Raw genomic sequence first — 12,524 nt, forward strand, 5'->3', positions numbered from 1 at the left:
GCAACCGGACCGCCGCACCCTGAGGAAAACCTCACTCCAGCTGCGGTCTACCTCACGCCAGGGAGGAGCTCACTTGCGATACCAAGGCCACCACCAGTGCCGCTTGCGCGGATGCCGGACGACGATCGAGCCGTGCTGAGCCTGTCCGGTGACGATCAGCCGGACCCCGCCGGCGGTCGGCGCGGTCGCCTTGTTCTTCGCGGCGCTGTGGACCATGTCCACGTTGTCGATGTCGACGCTCCAACCGTGCGGCACGACCATCACCACTGCGCTGTGCTTGGCGTGCGCCTCCACGTGCACCTCGCGCCAGCTGACCACCGCGTCGGTGAAGTCGAGCTTCACCGACGAGTGCTCGGCGATCGCGGTCACCCGCTCGGGCACGATCCAGGCGCCTTCGCGCTTCTGCGCGCTGTGCTTGGCGCGAATCGTCAGCTCGGCCGAATTGCCGCCGTGCGCGACCGGCACCAGATCCGCGGTGACGGTGCGCAGCTCGACCTCGGTCTTGGCCGAGTAGATCTGCGTCAGCCGCTCGTCCATCTCCTCGAAGTCCAGCCGGCCGTCACCGTGCGCCTCCTGGATCACCGCGGCGGCCCGTTCGCGGTCCTGATCGGATGCCCTGCGGGCGGGCGGCGGCTGTTCCAGACTCATAGGAGCAAAGGTATCGCTGCCGGGAGCCGACCGGGGTCCGGTACCTGTGACAATAGGTGGCGTGAATCAACGCACCGTCGTCATCCTCGGTTCGACCGGCTCGATCGGGACGCAGGCGCTCGAGCTGATCGGCCGGAACCAGGACCGGTTCCGGGTGCTTGCGCTATCCGCGGGCGGTGACAACGTCGGGTTGCTCGCGCGGCAGGCGCTGGAGTTCGAGGTCGAGGTCGTCGGGGTCGCCAAGGCCACGGCGGCGCAGGATCTGCAGCTGGCCTTCTACGCCGAAGCCCAGAAGCGTGGTTACGCGCAGGGGCAGTTCCGGATTCCCAAGATCATCACCGGGCCGGACGCCTCGACCGAGCTGGCGGCGATGGCGTGTGATGTGGTGCTCAACGGCATCACCGGATCCGTCGGCCTGCAGCCGACCCTGGCCGCGCTCGACGCCGGTACGACCCTCGCGCTGGCCAACAAGGAGTCACTCGTCATCGGCGGGCCGTTGGTGGTCAAGCGGGTCAAACCAGGCCAGATCATCCCTGTCGACTCCGAGCACAGCGCGATCACCCAGTGCCTCCGAACCGGTACCGCCGAAGAGGTACGCCGCTTGGTGGTGACCGCGAGCGGGGGACCGTTCCGTGGCCGCAGCCGGGCCGAGATGGCCGACGTGACCCCGGAGCAGGCGGCGAACCACCCGACCTGGGACATGGGCCCGGTCATCACGATCAACTCCGCGAACCTCATCAACAAGGGTCTCGAGGTGATCGAGGCCCACCTGCTCTACGGGCTGCCGATGGACCGGATCGACGTCGTCGTGCACCCGCAGTCGATCGTGCACTCGATGGTCGAGTTCATGGACGGGTCGACCATGGTGCAGGCCTCGCCGCCGGACATGCGGCTGCCGATCGCGCTCGCCCTGGGCTGGCCCGACCGGATACCGGACGCCGCACCCGGTTGCGACTGGACCACCGCGTCGTCCTGGGAGTTCGAGCCGCTCGACGACGAGGCGTTCCCGGCCGTCCAGCTCGCCCGCGAGGCGGGGGAGCGCGGCGGTACGGCGCCCGCGGTACTGAATGCGGCCAACGAGGTCTGCGTGCAGGCGTTCCGCAGCGGGCGGCTGCCGTTCCTGGGGATCGTCGACACCGTGGCCCGGGTAGTGACCGAACACGACGTACCCTCGTACGAGGAACTGTCCATCGACGATGTACTCGCCGCGGACGCCTGGGCGCGCGCCCGGGCCCGTGAACTGACCGGCACAGCGAACGACAGCGGCAACGAAAAGGCCCAGGAGACCCCACAGGTATGAGCGCACTCCTCACTTTCATCGGCGTGGTGCTGTTCGTGATCGGCATCCTGGTGTCGGTCGCGCTGCATGAGATGGGCCACATGCTGCCCGCGAAGGCGTTCGGCATGAAGGTGACCCAGTTCTTCGTCGGCTTCGGCAAGACCGTCTGGTCGACCAAGCGCGGCGAGACCGAGTACGGGTTCAAGGCGATCCCGGCGGGTGGGTTCGTCCGGATCATCGGGATGCTGCCGCCGGCCAAGGGGGAGGACCCGTCGAAGGTCCGCAAGGCCAACACCGGGCCGATCCAGTCGCTGGTCGAGAACGCGCGCTCCGCGGAGTACGAGACGATCGATCCCGCCGACGACGGCCGGCTGTTCTACCAGAAGGTGTGGTGGAAGAAGCTGATCGTGATGGCGTCCGGCCCGCTGGTGAACGTGGTGATCGCGTTCGTGCTGTTCGGCGGCCTGTTCATGTTCTACGGCGCCAGCGTCGCGCAGACCACCATCGCCACCGTCACCGACTGCGTGATCCCCGCCTCGGAGGCGGCCAGCGCCGACCGCACCTGCAAGACCACCGACAAGGAGTCGCCCGCCAAGGCCGCCGGCTTCCACGTCGGCGACAAGATCCTGTCCTTCAACGGCACCACCATCAACACCTGGGACGACCTGACCCCGCTGATCCGCTCGAACACCGACAAGCCGGCCACCATCGTGGTCGAGCGTGACGGGCAGCAGCAGACGCTGACCACCAACACCATCCTCAACCAGGTGGTGGAGAAGCCCGGTTCGGACAAGTTCGTCTCGGTCGGCTTCCTCGGCGTCTCGCCGGAGCAGAAGGTGGTCCGGCAGGACTTCCCGTTCGTCGTCGACAAGATGGGCGAGCTGACCGTCGCGACGGTCAAGGCGCTCGGCAACTTCCCGGAGAAGCTGGTCGGCGTGGCCAAGTCGATCGTCGGCGGCGAGCGCGACGAGAACAGCCCGATGAGCGTCGTCGGCGCCAGCCGGGTGGCCGGCGAGGTCGCCTCGAACCAGGACCTGACGCCGGGCGCCAGGATCGCTTTCCTGGTCTCGCTGCTCGCCTCGCTGAACCTCTTCCTCGCGCTGTTCAACTTCATCCCGCTGCTGCCGCTCGACGGTGGCCACATGATCGGCGCGATCTGGGAAGGCATCCGGCGCGGGTTCGCCAAGCTGTTCGGCCGGCCCGACCCCGGGTACGTCGACGTGGCGAAGCTGCTGCCGATCGCCTACGTGGCGGCCAGCGTCATAGTCGTGATGGGCGTACTGCTCGTCGTCGCCGACATCGTGAACCCGATCAGACTCTTCAACGGATAACTCTCAACCGGACAAAGGACAAATGAGCATCTCCCTGGGCATGCCCGCGCTGCCTCCGCCGACCCTCGCCCCGCGCCGCAAGACCCGCCAGATCAAGGTGGGCAAGGTGCTGGTCGGTGGTGACGCACCCGTTTCGGTGCAGTCGATGACGACGACGCTCACCTCGGACGTCAACACGACGCTGCAGCAGATCGCCGAGCTGACCGCCGCCGGCTGCGACATCGTCCGGGTCGCCTGCCCGTCGCAGGACGACGCCGACGCGCTGGCGGAGATCGCCCAGCACTCGCAGCTCCCGGTGATCGCGGACATCCACTTCCAGCCGAAGTACGTGTTCGCGGCGATCGAGGCCGGCTGCGCCGCAGTACGGGTGAACCCGGGCAACATTCGCAAGTTCGACGACCAGATCAAGGAGATCGCCGCCGCCGCGAAGGACCACGGCACCTCGATCCGGATCGGCGTCAACGCCGGCTCGCTCGACCCGCGGCTGCTGAAGAAGTACGGCAAGGCGACGCCCGAGGCGCTGGTCGAGTCGGCCGTCTGGGAGGCGTCGCTGTTCGAGGAGCACGACTTCCACGACTTCAAGATCTCGGTCAAGCACAACGACCCGGTCGTGATGGTGAAGGCCTACGAGCTGCTGTCCGAGGCGGGCGACTGGCCGCTGCACCTCGGTGTCACCGAGGCGGGGCCGGCCTTCCAGGGCACGATCAAGTCGTCGGTCGCGTTCGGCGCGCTGCTGTCCAAGGGCATCGGCGACACGATCCGCGTCTCGCTGTCCGCGCCGCCGGTCGAGGAGGTCAAGGTCGGCCTGCAGATCCTGCAGTCGCTGAACCTGCGCGAGCGCAAGCTCGAGATCGTCTCCTGCCCGTCCTGTGGTCGCGCCCAGGTGGACGTCTACACGCTCGCCGAGCAGGTCACCGCCGGCCTCGAAGGTATGGAGGTGCCGCTCCGCGTCGCCGTGATGGGCTGCGTCGTGAACGGTCCGGGCGAGGCCCGCGAGGCCGACCTGGGTGTTGCCTCTGGCAACGGCAAGGGCCAGATCTTCGTCAAGGGCGAGGTGATCAAGACGGTGCCCGAGTCCAAGATCGTCGAGACGCTGATCGAAGAGGCGATGCGGATCGCCGAGGAGATGGGCGAGTCCGGCGAGTCCGTCGCCGGCGGCAAGCCCACGGTCACCGCCGGCTGATTCCGTACTCCGCCGGCCGGCCCGTACTGCGCGTTCCGGCGCCCGTACTGCGCCGGCCGGAGGTAAGCGCGGCGTAATCGGCGCCGCGCCCATCCGGGGAGCGCCTCGGTCCCGAAGTACCAGCGACCTTTTGTTGCTGCCTTCGGATGGAGTGCCCGATGATTACCCTGGCTCTGATCGGACTGCTGGGTGGGTTGATCACGGGTGTTTCTCCGTGTGTTCTGCCGATGCTGCCCATCATCTTCTTCGCCGGTACGACCGGTGAGACCGAGGCGCAGCAGAAGACGACCGTGCGCAAAGGCGTGCCCAGCGGCGATGTGCTGGTCGAGGAGGTCGAGGTCGGCAAGCCCGCGCGGGACTGGCGGCCGCTGAAGATCATCACGGGCATCATCGTGAGCTTCAGCGTCTTCACGTTGGCCGGCTCGGTGATCTTGTCCGCACTCGGCCTGCCCGACGACTTCCTGCGCTGGGGCGGGCTCGTCATCTTGAGCGTCGTCGGCCTCGGGCTGATCTTCCCGGCGCTCGGGCACTGGATCGAGAAGCCGTTCTACCGGCTGCCGAAGATCAACCGCAACGACAACGGCGCTTTCGTCCTCGGGCTGGGTCTCGGCACGCTTTACGTGCCGTGCGCCGGTCCGGTGCTCGCCGCGATCACTGTCGCGGGCGCGACTGGCAATGTCGGCTGGCGGACCGTAGTACTGACGGTGTCGTTCGCGTTTGGTGCGGCGCTGCCGTTGCTGATCTTCGCGTCGGCGGGGTCGCGGATCTCGCAGCGGGTGAAGGCGTATCGCGATCACGCTCGTGGTTTCCGGATCGCCGGCGGCGCCGTGATGATCGCGCTTGCCGTCGCGCTCGCGTTCAACGTCACCGACGCGATCCAGCGGTCGCTGCCGAGCTACACGAGCGGCCTGGAGAAGAAGGTCGCGGAGAACAAGACCGTGCAGGGTGCGCTGGCGCCGGCGATCGGCAACGACGCCAGCGCCGACCTGGCCAAGTGCACGCCCGGTGCGGCTGAGTTGGCGTCTTGTGGTGCGGCGCCGGAGTTCCGGGGGACGCAGAAGTGGTTCAACACGCCTGACGGCAAGCCCGCGACGCTGGCCGAGCTGAAGGGCAAGGTGGTGCTCGTCGACTTCTGGGCCTACTCGTGCATCAACTGCCAGCGGGCCACGCCGCATCTGCTCGCCTGGGACAAGGCGTACAAGTCGCTCGGCCTGCAGATCGTCGGGATCCACTCGCCGGAGTTCGCGTTCGAGAAGTCGGCGGGCAACCTGCAGTCGGCGATCAGCCAGGAGAAGATCGGGTATCCCGTTGGTCAGGACAACAACCTCGCCACCTGGACGGCGTACCGGAACCAGTACTGGCCGGCGAAGTACCTGGTCGATGCCGGTGGCACCGTGCGGTCGATCAAGTTCGGCGAGGGCGACTACGGGCAGACCGAGAATCAGATCAGAGAACTGCTCAAGGCGGCCAATCCAGCGGCGAACCTGCCCGCGCCCGTCGACGGGACCGTGAAGGCCGACTCGATCGGCGCCGAGGGGACCACGCCGGAGACCTATCTGGCGTACTCCCGGTCGACCAACCTGAACGGCACCGGCAAGCTCACCCCGAACAAGACCGTTGCCTTCGGCCTCAACCCTCAGCAGCCGAACGACACCTACAGCCTCGGTGGCGACTGGGCGGTCGGAACGCAGAACGTCACCTCGACCAAGGGTTCCCAGGTGCGGCTGAACTACCAGGCCGCCAAGGTCTTCCACGTACTCGCCGGGCAGGGCACGGTGACGATGTCGATCCCAGGACGGCCGGACAGGACGATCACCGTCAAGGGCACTCCGAACCTGTACGAGCTGGTCGATCAGCCGCAGCAGGAACGGCAGACGATGACGCTGACCTACAGCGCCGGGGTCTCCGCGTTCACCTTCAGTTTCGGATAACCCGGTACCCTCGCCGCGTGACGGAGTACATGGTGGTCAGCGCGACGCGCGGCGAGGCTCGGTACGTTCCGGAAGGCATCCCGGTGGTCATCACCGGGGTCGGCAAGACAGCGGCGGCGGTGTTCACCGCGCAGGCCCTGGCAGGCCGCGACACCAGCGACCTGATGGTCCTGAACGTCGGTACGACGGGTGCGTTGCGCGACGGTCTCGCCGGGCTCTACCTGCCGAGTGAGGTGGTCAACCACGACCTCAACGCGGAGGCGATCCGGGCGATCGGCCTGGACCCGCAGGAGTCGCTGCAGATCGAGGGCGGCGACGGGACGGTGCTCGCGTCGGGCGATGTGTTCGTCACCGACCCGGCGGTCAGGGCGCGACTGGCCGAGCGGGCCCACCTGGTCGACATGGAGGCGTACGGCGTGGTCTTCGCCTGCCGCCAGTTCGGCGTACCGGTCCGGCTGGTCAAGCACGTGTCGGACTCCGCCGACGAAGCCGCAGTGGACTGGCCGGCCCTCGTGGACACGAGCGCCAAAGCCCTCGGCGAGTGGCTCCGCACCGAACTCAGCTGAGCAGTTCGAGCACCTCGGTCTCCCGCACCAGCCAACGCATCACCCCAACACCGCTCGCCAGCACCGCACGGTTGGCCTGCAGGGCATCCTCGACCGTGACCCAACAGGGCCTCAGCTCCAGCTCTGCCTCGTAGTCCTCGAGCTGCTGCGGTTCGGTGGGGGTCGCCTGGCTCGCACAGGTGAAGTAGTGCGAGGTCATCTTGAAGACTTCGTACTCCGCCTGGGCGGCCCGCATGTACTCGACCGTGTCCCCGAGCAACTTGCCGACCGTGACGTCGGGCAGGCCACACTCCTCGGCGAACTCGCGGTGCAGGGCCGCCTGGAGGGTCTCGGCGGGCTCGACTCCGCCACCGGGGAACTTGTAGTCGCCATGGCGTGAGCTGAGGAGCAGGAGCTGGTCGCCTCGGAAGAGCACGCCGCGGACGGCGGTCCGTTCGATGGTCGGGCCGGTGAGATCCAGTGAGTGGTCATGGGTGAAGGTGCCGAGGTGCATGGGCATAGTCTGACTTGACCTTGACCCTGGGGGCAGGGTTTAGCGTTGGGTGAAGGAGGCGGGGATGCGGATCAGTGACTTGGCGGTCGAGGCCGGTGTGACGGTCAAGGCGGTGCGGTACTACGAGTCTCAGGGGCTGTTGAAGCCGCGGCGGGAGGCCAACGGGTACCGGGCGTACGGCGCCGAGGACGTGATCGTGGTGCGCGAGGTGAAGGCGCTGCTTTCGCTCGGGCTGACCGCGGAGCAGACCTATCCGTTCATCGAGTGCCTGCGGGCCGGCAACGACCGGGCGGATGTCTGCCCGGCGTCGCTGACGGCGTACCGGGCGCGGATCGACGAGGTGGATCGGCGGATCGCCGAGCTGTCCGAGTTGCGGATCAAACTCGCCGGCCTCCTGACCGATGCCGAGAACTGGAGGACCAAGGGATGAGCGAACTACTCGAGGCCGACGAGACGAACTTCGACCAGCTGGTACTGGGCGCCGACAAGCCCGTACTGGTGGACTTCTGGGCGCAATGGTGCCCGCCGTGCCACCAGATCGTGCCGATCCTGACGCAGATCGCCGACGAACGCGCCGACCGGCTCACCGTGGTGAAGGTGAACTCCGACGAGAACCCGGCGATCTCCTCGAAGTACCGCGTGATGGCACTGCCGACCCTGATGCTCTTCCACCATGGCGAGCTGATCTGGTCGGTCGTCGGTGCCCGCCCGAAGGCCAAGCTGCTGAAGGAACTCGACGACGCTCTACTGACCGCGGTCTGAGCCGAGCCGCTCGATCACCGTCGTCATCACGTCCTGCCAGTGAGTGCGCTGGCGGGTGCGCTCATCCGCATCCGCCAGTCGCTCCTGGTGGAACCTCAGCACCGTCTTCGGCCCGGAGCCGGACAGCGCCAGCTGAACAGTGCTGTCGTGGGACCAATCGGCAGGCTGCCAGGTCACCCTGATCCGATCGTGCTCCCGGTAGCTCCGTACCTCGCCTGTAGTGCCGTCCGCGGTCTCGTACCGCGAACCGACGGCGAGCTCGGCGCCTTCACCCAGCCAGAGCGTTAGCCCGTTGGGGCTGGTGAGGAGGTCCCACAGCTCCGGTACGGAGTACTGGAGGGTCTTGGAGACGCCGACCTCCCAGCCGGAGTCCTTGGTCAATCCCGCGGTCGACATCAGAGCGCCGTCTGCTGGTGGAACACGCCGCGCCACTGACCGTCGACGCGCGTGTAGACGCTCGTCGCGTACGACGGGAGCTCCAGCTCGTTGCCGTTGACGAGCGCGGTGACGTCGACCCGGTAGGTGATCAGCGCGTTGCTCTCGTCGAGCTGGATGACCTGCTGGCCGGACAGCTCGGTCTTCAGGTACGGATTGTGGTTGGCCTCGATCACCGGGATGCCCTGGGCCTTGGTCATCACGCCGTACTTGCTGACCACGAGGGCGTCGTCACGCAGCAGGTCGGCGTAGAACGAGCCGTTGCCTTCGCGGTTGGCCTGCCACATCTCGTCTTCGAGGGCGAGTAGATCGTCGGTCACACTCATCAGGCTGGCTCCTCGGCTCGATGTAACTGGTTAAACAGGTGTGACACCGACTATAGTGGTTACATGACTTCGGGTGCAAGGCGATTGACGTCGCCGGATGGGGTGACCCACACGTTCGACTCGGGCAGCTTCGCCCTGGAGTTGCTGCTCTCGGGTGGGCCGCCGCCCTGGGATCGCTACGAGGCGTGGCACGCGCCCGAGGATGTGGCCGGCTGGATCGCCGGCTCGCATCTGGCGCTGGAGCTGCCGATCGCCAAGGAGCAGGTGAAGGTCGGTCCCGCCGAGCTCAAGAGGCTCAAGGAGTTCAGGGCAGTGCTCTGGCGGATCATCCCGGTCCTCGCCGACGGCAAGCCGATGCCCGGGGTCGTGGCAGAGCACGGCCTGTCACCGACGGGCAACGAGCTGGACATCATCAACCAGGCGGTCGGCCCGCTGCCACGGACCCGGTTGAATCCGACGGGCGTCAAGCAATGGCAGACACCGATCACCGGCACCCAGATCCTCGGCGCCGCGGCCCGCGAGCTGGTCGACCTGATCGGCACCGATCAGGTGAAGCGACTCCGGATGTGCGAAGGCGCCGACTGCTACCTGATGTTCCACGACACCTCCCGCCCCGGCAACCGCCGCTGGTGCTCAATGCAACGCTGCGGCAACCGCCACAAAGTAGGCACCTACCGCACCCGCCACCACACCCCCTGACCCCACGCTGCTCAAAGTGGATTGGGAGTGGACCTCGAGCCCCGACCGGCCCTCTCGCCCCGGATCGGACGACCACCGCGCCGTAGCCCCCGCTCCCGGGCACCTTGTGCACCAGTTGAGCGTCAGGCGGGGCGGAAAACGCTCACGTCGTGCACAAGGTGGCCCGTTCGCGGGGGCCGCGCCGCGCCGGGTCGGGTGGGCGCGGGTCGGCGCGGCGCGGTACGGGGACTGGCTGGCGCGGGATGTGGCGTCTCGTCCTCTTGGTGATTGCGGCCACTTTGTGCACCAGGTGAGCGTCAGACGGGGTGGAAAACGCTCACGTCGTGCACAAGGTGGCCCATCTGCGGGTCGGGCGCTCGCCGGTACGGCGTACTGGCGGGGCGGGGCGGGTCGGCGTGGGTGGGGTGAGCCGGGCTTGGCGTGGGTTTCGGGTGGCGGGGGATGGCTAGTCGGTGGTCGAAGTGGATGGTTGGCGCGGCTTGGGGAGGGGGTTGTTGGCGGGGGGCTAGGTTGCTAGCATCCTAGCTATGGGCGATGAGGGTGCCAAGAAGGCGCAGTTCAACGTGTATCTGCCGCCGGAGCTGATTCGCCGGGTCAAGCATCGGGCGATCGACGAGGGGGCGAGTCTGTCGGCGGTCGTCGAGCAGGCGTTGACGACGTATCTGGACGAGCGGGGGGAGGCGCGAGGATGAAGGACGTGGTGGTTCGCCCGCTGAGGTTCACCGATGACGTGCAGGCGATGCGCGCGTTCCTGGAGACGCTGGGGTTGCGGTCCCGGATCGAGTCGGAGAGCGGGGTCTGGGTCGACATGGTCGCGGGCCGCGGGATGGTCGCGCTGCATGACGCGGCCGGGAGTACCTCCGGAGCCGAACCGGGGGAGACGCGGCTGGCTTTCGAGGCCGACGACATCGACGTGTTGAAGGATCGGCTCAACGCCGCCGGTTACGAGGACGTCAGCATCTTCGACGAAGCGTTCGGGCGAGTGCTGACGGCGAGTGGTCCGGACGGTACCGAGCTCTGGATCGACGAGCGCAGCAAGGACCTGTACGGCTACAAGTTGCACGATGCGCACCCGGACGCGCGCTGGTCGGTGACGCCGTTGCTTGGTGTCTCGGACCAGGCGGCCTGGGAGCAGCTGCTGGGCATTCTCGGTGGGGACAACCCTGACCTGGTGGGATTCCGGCCGGCGGGCGAGTTCGAAGTACAGGTCGAATTGACGACGACGGAGAGCCTGGGCGAGGTCGCTCGGCGGCTGGCTGCGACCGGCTATCGACCGGACCAGGTCGAAGGCGGGTTGTCCGTAGTGGATCCGGATGGGCAGACCGTGCGAGTTCGCGGATGATCCGGGTCTGCAAGGCCGAACTCGATGACGCCGAGGCCGTCCGGGAGGTCGGGCTGAAGACTTGGCCGGTCGCGTACGACGGGTTGGCGTCGCCCGAGTTCGTCGTGGACGGGCTGGCCGAGTGGTGGTCGCCGGAGGCGGTTGAGCGCGGCATCACCAAAGGCATCACTCTCATCGCCGTCGACGGTGGTGAGTGCGTCGACGGCGATGAAGAGCGCGGTGGTGAGTGCGTCGACGGCGATGAAGAGCGCGGTGGTGAGTGCGCCGACGGAGATGAGAAGCGTGCTGGGGAGGGTGTCGGTGACGAGCGGGTGGTCGGGATGGTGGGGTTGGGGCGGGAGGGCGACTTCTGGGTGATGTGGAAGCTCTACGTGCTGCCTGAGTACCAGGGCAAGGGGATCGGCAAAGCCTTGCTGGACGGGGCGATCGCGGCTCTTCCAGCGGGTACCAGCCGGCTCCTGCTCGATGTGCTCGTGACGAATGAGCCGGCGATCGGCTTCTATCGCAAGAACGGTTTCGGTGCGGCCCGCAGTACGCCGGATCGTGAGCTCGGGGATGAGCTGATCTGGATGAGCCGCGACCTCTGATCGGAGCGGCTACCACCCATTGCGCGCCAAAGTGGCCGTGATCAGCTAGGTTCTGCGGCGTGGGCGTACGGGTACTGGGTCCTCGCGACCTCTCAGCAGCGAGGGCCGTCATCGCCCGCGATCCGGTGATCAACGTCTTCGTGGACAGCTTGGTGCAGGCCTCCGGGCTCGATCCGCGGCGTGGGGCGGAGGTCTGGGGGTACGTCGAGAAGGGCGAACTCGAGGCGCTCTGTCACGCGGGCGGCAACATGGTGCCCGTCGGGGCGGGGGAGGCCGCGTTGCGTTCGTTCGCGGCGTACGCGCTGCGGCGCGGCCGCAACTGCTTCCAGATCCTCGGACCTGCCCGGGCCGTCGATCAGCTGTGGACCGCGCTCGAGCCGCACTGGGGCCCGGCGCGCGAGATCCGCGAGGAGCAACCGTTCATGGTGATCGAGGACGCGCCGGCGATCGCGCCCGATCCACTCGTCCGCCAGGTCGAGCCGGTCGAGCTGGGGATCCTGTACCCGGCCTGCGTCGCGATGTACACCGAGGAAGTCGGCGTACCACCGCAGACCGGGCCGGACGGCACGTTCTACCGGTCGCGGGTCGCCGAGCTGATCCGGGCCGGTCGGGCGTTCGCCCGGATCGAGGACGGCAAGGTCGTGTTCAAGGCCGAGATCGGGTCGGTCGGCAGCGGGGTCTGCCAGATCCAGGGCGTCTGGGTCGATCCCGAACGGCGGGGTCAGGGCCTGGCGGCTCCCGGCATGGCGGCCGTCGTGGAACTCGCGCGCCAGATCTCGCCGGTGGTCACGCTCTACGTCAACGCGTTCAACACACCCGCGCGAGCGGCGTACGAGCGGGTCGGTTTCCGGACCGTCGAGACCTTCGCGACGATCCTGTTCTAAGGCTGAGCGCTGATTGTGATGGCGCGGTGACCGCTGGTGAGGTTGGCTGATCGGCAGC

The 12,524-nt window shown here is 67.6% G+C and carries 16 protein-coding genes; 12 read left to right on the plus strand and 4 right to left on the minus strand.

Annotated elements, in window-relative coordinates; genetic code table 11:
* Positions 1-69: 69 nt before the first annotated feature.
* Complete coding sequence (locus G3I17_RS36485; protein ID WP_164603407.1) at positions 70-648, minus strand: DUF1707 domain-containing protein; 579 nt, start codon at positions 646-648, stop codon at positions 70-72.
* Between the two features lie 61 nt (positions 649-709).
* Here G3I17_RS36485 and dxr point away from each other — a divergent pair, with 61 nt between their 5' ends.
* The 5 genes from dxr to G3I17_RS36510 all read left to right on the plus strand — a co-directional run bounded on the left by dxr (position 710) and on the right by G3I17_RS36510 (position 6,938).
* Positions 710-1,948 carry a 1-deoxy-D-xylulose-5-phosphate reductoisomerase gene (gene dxr, locus G3I17_RS36490; protein ID WP_164603409.1) on the plus strand — a complete coding sequence of 413 codons (1,239 nt, stop codon included), beginning with the start codon at positions 710-712 and terminating at the stop codon, positions 1,946-1,948.
* Positions 1,945-3,258 carry a M50 family metallopeptidase gene (locus G3I17_RS36495; RefSeq protein ID WP_164603411.1) on the plus strand — a complete coding sequence of 438 codons (1,314 nt, stop codon included), beginning with the start codon at positions 1,945-1,947 and terminating at the stop codon, positions 3,256-3,258. Before dxr ends, G3I17_RS36495 begins: the two co-directional genes overlap by 4 nt.
* Before the next feature lie 22 nt (positions 3,259-3,280).
* Positions 3,281-4,441: a flavodoxin-dependent (E)-4-hydroxy-3-methylbut-2-enyl-diphosphate synthase gene (gene ispG, locus G3I17_RS36500; RefSeq protein ID WP_164603413.1), complete on the plus strand. Its 1,161-nt coding sequence runs from the start codon at positions 3,281-3,283 to the stop codon at positions 4,439-4,441.
* A 158-nt stretch (positions 4,442-4,599) separates the two neighbouring features.
* On the plus strand, positions 4,600-6,372 hold the full coding sequence (locus tag G3I17_RS36505) for a cytochrome c biogenesis protein CcdA (protein WP_164603415.1): 1,773 nt from the start codon (positions 4,600-4,602) through the stop codon (positions 6,370-6,372).
* Between the two features lie 17 nt (positions 6,373-6,389).
* Positions 6,390-6,938: a nucleosidase gene (locus tag G3I17_RS36510; protein ID WP_203591259.1), complete on the plus strand. Its 549-nt coding sequence runs from the start codon at positions 6,390-6,392 to the stop codon at positions 6,936-6,938.
* On the opposite strand, the gene G3I17_RS36515 is transcribed toward G3I17_RS36510, so the two are convergent.
* Entirely contained in the window at positions 6,931-7,431 is a 501-nt protein-coding gene (locus G3I17_RS36515) for an NUDIX domain-containing protein (RefSeq protein WP_164603417.1), read from the minus strand. The genes G3I17_RS36510 and G3I17_RS36515 overlap by 8 nt on opposite strands.
* A 64-nt stretch (positions 7,432-7,495) precedes the next feature.
* Here G3I17_RS36515 and G3I17_RS36520 point away from each other — a divergent pair, with 64 nt between their 5' ends.
* A complete protein-coding gene (locus G3I17_RS36520) occupies positions 7,496-7,861 on the plus strand; it encodes a MerR family transcriptional regulator (protein ID WP_164603419.1) in 366 nt (121 codons plus the stop codon).
* Complete coding sequence (trxA, locus tag G3I17_RS36525) at positions 7,858-8,193, plus strand: thioredoxin (RefSeq protein WP_164603421.1); 336 nt, start codon at positions 7,858-7,860, stop codon at positions 8,191-8,193. The genes G3I17_RS36520 and trxA overlap by 4 nt, the downstream gene beginning before the upstream one ends.
* Here trxA and G3I17_RS36530 read toward each other — a convergent pair.
* The gene (locus G3I17_RS36530) at positions 8,176-8,589 is read right to left on the minus strand and encodes an SRPBCC domain-containing protein (protein WP_164603423.1); all 414 of its coding nucleotides are present in this window, start codon (positions 8,587-8,589) and stop codon (positions 8,176-8,178) included. The two genes, trxA and G3I17_RS36530, sit on opposite strands and share 18 nt — an antisense overlap.
* A complete protein-coding gene (locus G3I17_RS36535; protein WP_164603425.1) occupies positions 8,589-8,954 on the minus strand; it encodes a nuclear transport factor 2 family protein in 366 nt (121 codons plus the stop codon). The genes G3I17_RS36530 and G3I17_RS36535 overlap by 1 nt, the downstream gene beginning before the upstream one ends.
* Positions 8,955-9,017: 63 nt before the next feature.
* Here G3I17_RS36535 and G3I17_RS36540 point away from each other — a divergent pair, with 63 nt between their 5' ends.
* The 5 genes from G3I17_RS36540 to G3I17_RS36560 all read left to right on the plus strand — a co-directional run bounded on the left by G3I17_RS36540 (position 9,018) and on the right by G3I17_RS36560 (position 12,466).
* Positions 9,018-9,653, plus strand: a complete 636-nt coding sequence (locus G3I17_RS36540; protein WP_164603427.1) for a CGNR zinc finger domain-containing protein — start codon at positions 9,018-9,020, stop codon at positions 9,651-9,653.
* A 527-nt stretch (positions 9,654-10,180) separates the two neighbouring features.
* Entirely contained in the window at positions 10,181-10,345 is a 165-nt protein-coding gene (locus tag G3I17_RS36545; protein WP_164603429.1) for a CopG family transcriptional regulator, read from the plus strand.
* The gene (locus tag G3I17_RS36550; RefSeq protein WP_164603431.1) at positions 10,342-10,995 is read left to right on the plus strand and encodes a VOC family protein; all 654 of its coding nucleotides are present in this window, start codon (positions 10,342-10,344) and stop codon (positions 10,993-10,995) included. The genes G3I17_RS36545 and G3I17_RS36550 overlap by 4 nt, the downstream gene beginning before the upstream one ends.
* Positions 10,992-11,582, plus strand: coding sequence for a GNAT family N-acetyltransferase (locus G3I17_RS36555; RefSeq protein ID WP_164603433.1), 591 nt, complete (start codon positions 10,992-10,994; stop codon positions 11,580-11,582). Before G3I17_RS36550 ends, G3I17_RS36555 begins: the two co-directional genes overlap by 4 nt.
* Positions 11,583-11,641: 59 nt before the next feature.
* Complete coding sequence (locus G3I17_RS36560; protein ID WP_164603435.1) at positions 11,642-12,466, plus strand: GNAT family N-acetyltransferase; 825 nt, start codon at positions 11,642-11,644, stop codon at positions 12,464-12,466.
* Positions 12,467-12,524 lie beyond the last annotated feature (58 nt).

This window comes from Streptomyces sp. SID13031, assembly GCF_010548305.1.
Taxonomy (GTDB): Bacteria; Actinomycetota; Actinomycetes; order Propionibacteriales; family Kribbellaceae; genus Kribbella.

Coding starts and splice junctions, on each gene's coding strand:
- G3I17_RS36485 (WP_164603407.1), bottom strand. CDS start 648: ATGAGTCTGGAACAGCCGCCGCCCGCCCGCAGGGCATCCGATCAGGAC.
- G3I17_RS36495 (WP_164603411.1), top strand. CDS start 1,945: ATGAGCGCACTCCTCACTTTCATCGGCGTGGTGCTGTTCGTGATCGGC.
- ispG (WP_164603413.1), top strand. CDS start 3,281: ATGAGCATCTCCCTGGGCATGCCCGCGCTGCCTCCGCCGACCCTCGCC.
- G3I17_RS36505 (WP_164603415.1), top strand. CDS start 4,600: ATGATTACCCTGGCTCTGATCGGACTGCTGGGTGGGTTGATCACGGGT.
- G3I17_RS36515 (WP_164603417.1), bottom strand. CDS start 7,431: ATGCACCTCGGCACCTTCACCCATGACCACTCACTGGATCTCACCGGC.
- G3I17_RS36520 (WP_164603419.1), top strand. CDS start 7,496: ATGCGGATCAGTGACTTGGCGGTCGAGGCCGGTGTGACGGTCAAGGCG.
- trxA (WP_164603421.1), top strand. CDS start 7,858: ATGAGCGAACTACTCGAGGCCGACGAGACGAACTTCGACCAGCTGGTA.
- G3I17_RS36530 (WP_164603423.1), bottom strand. CDS start 8,589: ATGTCGACCGCGGGATTGACCAAGGACTCCGGCTGGGAGGTCGGCGTC.
- G3I17_RS36535 (WP_164603425.1), bottom strand. CDS start 8,954: ATGAGTGTGACCGACGATCTACTCGCCCTCGAAGACGAGATGTGGCAG.
- G3I17_RS36540 (WP_164603427.1), top strand. CDS start 9,018: ATGACTTCGGGTGCAAGGCGATTGACGTCGCCGGATGGGGTGACCCAC.
- G3I17_RS36545 (WP_164603429.1), top strand. CDS start 10,181: ATGGGCGATGAGGGTGCCAAGAAGGCGCAGTTCAACGTGTATCTGCCG.
- G3I17_RS36550 (WP_164603431.1), top strand. CDS start 10,342: ATGAAGGACGTGGTGGTTCGCCCGCTGAGGTTCACCGATGACGTGCAG.
- G3I17_RS36555 (WP_164603433.1), top strand. CDS start 10,992: ATGATCCGGGTCTGCAAGGCCGAACTCGATGACGCCGAGGCCGTCCGG.